Here is a 4,328-nt window from a genome sequence, read left to right on the forward strand (position 1 = left end):
GACACCAAGGTCACATAGATCGTGACCCAAATCCCCCGCTGCAGCGTCGACAGCACGCGGGCGTATGTTTCAACCGTCAACACCTGCCAGAACAGGTAAAGGCCAATCGCCACAACAGCGACCAGCCACCAAGGAAAATCCTTGTCGTTGGGGGATGTCGGGATCATCGGCGCGCCGCCCCGGGCAAGCCCCGGGACCTCCCGTTCAGGGCTTACTCACCAAGTTTGTACTCAAGGAACCAGCGTGTGTTCAGCGCATCAATGGTGCCATCGGCCAGCATATCCGCAATCGCCGCGTTGATCGGTTCAACCAGATCAGAGCCCTTGGGGAAAATAAACCCAAAATCCTCGGTCCCCAGCTTTTCACCGATAATCTTCAACCCGCCATCAGAGGCCTCGACATAACCGTTGCCTGCGGTGCCATCGGTCAGCACCAGATCAACGTCGCCCGCGCGCAGCGCTTGCACCGTCGCGCCAAAGGTTTCCATCAGCTTGATGCGCGGGTTCGCCTCATCGCCGTCCAGCACGTCATAGACACCCACATAAAACGGCGTCGTGCCTGGCTGTGCGGCCATCAGCAGGTCGGCATCGGCTGCAAAGCTTGTCGCATCGCTGAAGCGGTCTTCATCGCCACGCACCATCATCACCATTTCAGACGTCATATAGCTATCGGAAAAATCCACGACTTCAGCACGATCTTCACGGATCGTGATGCCGGTCATGCCAAGGTCAAACTGCCCTTCGGATACGGCAGGGATCATCGCATCCCAGCTGATGTTTTCATAAACCACTGTCGCATTCAGACGCTGCGCAATCTCGGCCATTGCGTCGTATTCCCAGCCTACGGCATTGCCGCTCGTGTCAATGAATTGCAGCGGCGGATAGGCATTTTCGGTCACAACGACGATCTCGCGGCCTTCAAGATTTGGCAGATGCGCGTCCGCTACGGCGGTTGTCGCCATCAGGCACGCAGCCAGTGTTGCAAGGAATTTCATAGCAGGCTCCCAGTTGATAATTTCAGCGCCACTATCAACGTGGCACAGCCCCGTGCAAGCCCTTGCCATAGCAAACAGGACAGTCCGCACGCGGTTTCACAACAATAGTACGGCTTTCGGCATAGAGCGCATCATAAATAAGCAAACGTCCGGTCAGGCCCTGCCCCGCGCCAGTCAGAGCTTTAACCGCCTCAACCGCCATCATCGCCCCGATCACACCGGGCAGCGGTCCAATCACGCCCGCCTCGGCACAGCTTGGCACCAGCGACGGGTCAGGCGCTTGGGGAAACACACATTCATAGCAAGGCGTGCCATGGGCCGGATCATAGACGCTGATCTGCCCTTCCCATTGGGTCAGCGCAGCCGCAATCAGCGGCTTGCCCGTCGCCACAGCAGTGCGGTTCACCAGATAGCGGGTCGCAAAATTATCGGTACCGTCCAGAATAATGTCGTATTCAGAGAACAGGTCTTCCGCGATATCGGCCTCAAGCCTGCGATGATAGGGGCGCACCGTGACAAAGGGGTTCTGACCGCGCATGACCTCGGCGGCAGAATGAACCTTTGGCACCCCGATGTTGCGATCAAGATGGATCACCTGTCGCTGCAGATTGGCGTTCTCCACAACATCGCCATCGATCACGCCGATCGTGCCGACGCCTGCAGCCGCCAGATACTGCAGCGCAGGCGACCCCAGGCCACCGGCCCCCACAACCAGAACTTTTGCATCGCGCAGGGCCTTCTGCCCGGGTCCGCCCACTTCACGCAGAATGATATGGCGCGCATAGCGGTCCAGTTCCGTGGGTGAAAAGCTCTCGGATTTGACCGGCGCGACCTCGTGTGAGGTCACCCGCGACCGCAGGCGGCGCAGCAGTTTGCCATACCCCCAGATAATCACGCCAAAGCCCAAGAAGATCGCCCAAAGCCGCGCATCGCCACCTGTTGCCATGCGCAGAGGGTGCCCATCCGGCAGGATCACATGCACCAGCATGACACCCACCAGCAAAAGCGCCATCATATTCCAGCGCACGGCATAAGGCACTTTCATGGCCCACCCGATAACCCAAAGGGTTATCGCCATTGTCCCGACCATAATCATTGGCCTGTGGACCCGAATCCGCCCGCGCCGCGCGCGGTTTCATCCAGACGTGCAACGGTTTCAAAACCCGCCTGCACAACAGGTGCGACCACCATCTGCGCGATCCGCATCCCATGGGTTATCTCGAAAGGTGTATCCCCCAAATTCACCATGATCACGCCCAACGGCCCCCGATAATCGCTATCAATCGTGCCTGGGGTATTCAGCAGGGTCACCCCGTGCTTGAGCGCCAAGCCAGACCGTGGCCTGATCTGCACCTCGTACCCCGCAGGGATCGCCATACGCAGGCCGGTGGGCACCAAGGCCCGCGCACCCGCGTCCAGCGTTACGGCCTGACGGTCGGCAAAGTTCGCACGCAGATCCGCCCCCGCCGCCCCTGCCGTTTCATACGCCGGCAAGCCAAGGCTCTGATCCGTACCATCCACCCACTGAAACTGTACCGTCACAATCACGCAAGCGCCTCTGCAATCCGGCCTGCAAGCATCGCGGCAACCTCAGCTTTCGTCATGCGTGGAAAGCTTTCCGCGCCTGCGTCGCTGATCAGCGTAACGGCATTTTCAGACCCGCCCATGATCCCTGTTTCTGGCGATACATCATTGGCGACGATCCAGTCACACCCCTTGCGCACCCGTTTCGCTGTGGCATTGGCGATCACATCATCGGTTTCGGCGGCAAAGCCCACCACCAGTTTCGGGCGCCCCTTCGTCATCTGCGCGACAGTCGCCAGAATGTCAGGGTTTTCTGCAAAATCGAGACGCGGCAACCCTGCCCCGTCCTTCTTGATCTTGCTGCTCCCCGCATTCGCCACATGCCAATCCGCAACGGCGGCGGCAAAAACAGCCGCGTCAGCTGTGCCTGCCGCTGTCACCGCCGCCAGCATCTCTTTCGCCGTCTGGACCTTGACCGTGTTCACACCCATCGGCGGCGGCACATCCGCTGGGCCAGTCACAAAAGTCACATCAGCACCCAGCGCCGCAAGTGCGGCGGCAATCGCTGTGCCCTGCGCACCAGAAGACCGGTTTGCGATATAGCGCACAGGATCAATCGGTTCGTGGGTCGGACCAGAGGTGACAATAATATGCGTGCCCTTCAGCGGCCCATCGGCAAGTGCCGCATCAATTGCCGCAATAATCTCGGGCACTTCGGCCATGCGTCCCGGACCATATTCACCGCAGGCCATGTCACCTTCATTCGGACCGACAACCAGAATACCATCATCCCGCAAAGTCGCCAGATTGCGCCGGGTTGCGGGATGCATCCACATGCGAACATTCATCGAAGGGGCAATAAGCACACGTTTATCGGTCGCCAAAAGCAGAGTTGAAGCCAGATCATTCGCCAAGCCGCCCGCCATTTTGGCCATCAGGTCCGCTGTCGCCGGGGCCACCACAACCAGATCAGCGGCGCGGGACAATTCAATATGGCCCATCTCGGCCTCATCGGTCAGATTGAATAGCTCTTGATAGATCTTAGACGCGGACAGCGCCGACAGGCTCAGCGGGGTGACAAACTCGGCCCCTGCTTTGGTCAGAACAGGCGTCACCAGCGCGCCACGTTCGCGCAATCGGCGCACAAGGTCCAATGACTTGAAGGCGGCAATGCCGCCTCCAACGATTAAGAGGATATGCTTGTTTGCCGGCATCAGGGCGCTCCGATCAGGTTCGCCTGACACTAGGTCAGATCAGACCGGAAACACAATGTCCGCGATCAGGCAAAAAACGCGTGTACCTCTGCGCTTTGCGTCTCAAGGCTCTTGCGCATCTTGCCAAAGGCCGCGGCCTCAAGCTGTCGCACACGTTCTTTCGACAAACCAAGCTCGGACCCGAGGCTTTCCAGCGTGCGCGGCTCATCGCGCAGCTTCCGCTCGCGCACGATGAATTGTTCGCGGTCATTCAGCCCTGACAAGGCGGTCAGCAACCACTGACGCAGCGTTTCATTGTCGTGCGTATTCTCGACTCTTTCAGCGGCTTGCATCCCGTCATCCTCGAGCGCATCAATCCATTCGCGACCTTCATCATCAACGGATTGGGTGGCATTCAGCGAAAAGTCGGAACCGGACAAGCGGCCTTCCATCATCTCGACGTCATGCAATGGCACGCCCACTTCAATCGCAATCAATTCGCGCATTTCGTGGCGGTCCAGCTCGCGGCCCTCGGCCGCCGCTTCACGCTCAAGCCGGGCCTGCACGCGGCGCATGTTGAAAAACAGCGACTTTTGCGAAGATGTCGAACCGGTCCG

General features: G+C 59.2%; 5 protein-coding genes. All 5 read right to left on the reverse strand.

The genetic code is table 11. The features are described 5' to 3' along the window. Positions 1–211: 211 nt before the first annotated feature. A complete protein-coding gene (locus tag VGP75_RS11375; RefSeq protein WP_414727801.1) occupies positions 212–994 on the reverse strand; it encodes a transporter substrate-binding domain-containing protein in 783 nt (260 codons plus the stop codon). Between the two features lie 34 nt (positions 995–1,028). Then, on the reverse strand, positions 1,029–2,090 hold the full coding sequence (locus VGP75_RS11380) for a HesA/MoeB/ThiF family protein (RefSeq protein WP_327543774.1): 1,062 nt from the start codon (positions 2,088–2,090) through the stop codon (positions 1,029–1,031). Further along, entirely contained in the window at positions 2,087–2,539 is a 453-nt protein-coding gene (dut, locus tag VGP75_RS11385) for a dUTP diphosphatase (protein ID WP_327543778.1), read from the reverse strand. Before dut ends, VGP75_RS11380 begins: the two co-directional genes overlap by 4 nt. Then, a complete protein-coding gene (gene coaBC, locus VGP75_RS11390) occupies positions 2,539–3,732 on the reverse strand; it encodes a bifunctional phosphopantothenoylcysteine decarboxylase/phosphopantothenate--cysteine ligase CoaBC (RefSeq protein WP_327543775.1) in 1,194 nt (397 codons plus the stop codon). Before coaBC ends, dut begins: the two co-directional genes overlap by 1 nt. Positions 3,733–3,797: 65 nt before the next feature. Further along, the coding region (locus VGP75_RS11395; RefSeq protein ID WP_327543776.1) for a sigma factor-like helix-turn-helix DNA-binding protein at positions 3,798–4,328 on the reverse strand (531 nt) is incomplete at its 5' end.

It is taken from the genome of Yoonia sp. (assembly GCF_036007805.1).
In the GTDB taxonomy this organism is placed as follows: Bacteria; Pseudomonadota; Alphaproteobacteria; order Rhodobacterales; family Rhodobacteraceae; genus Yoonia.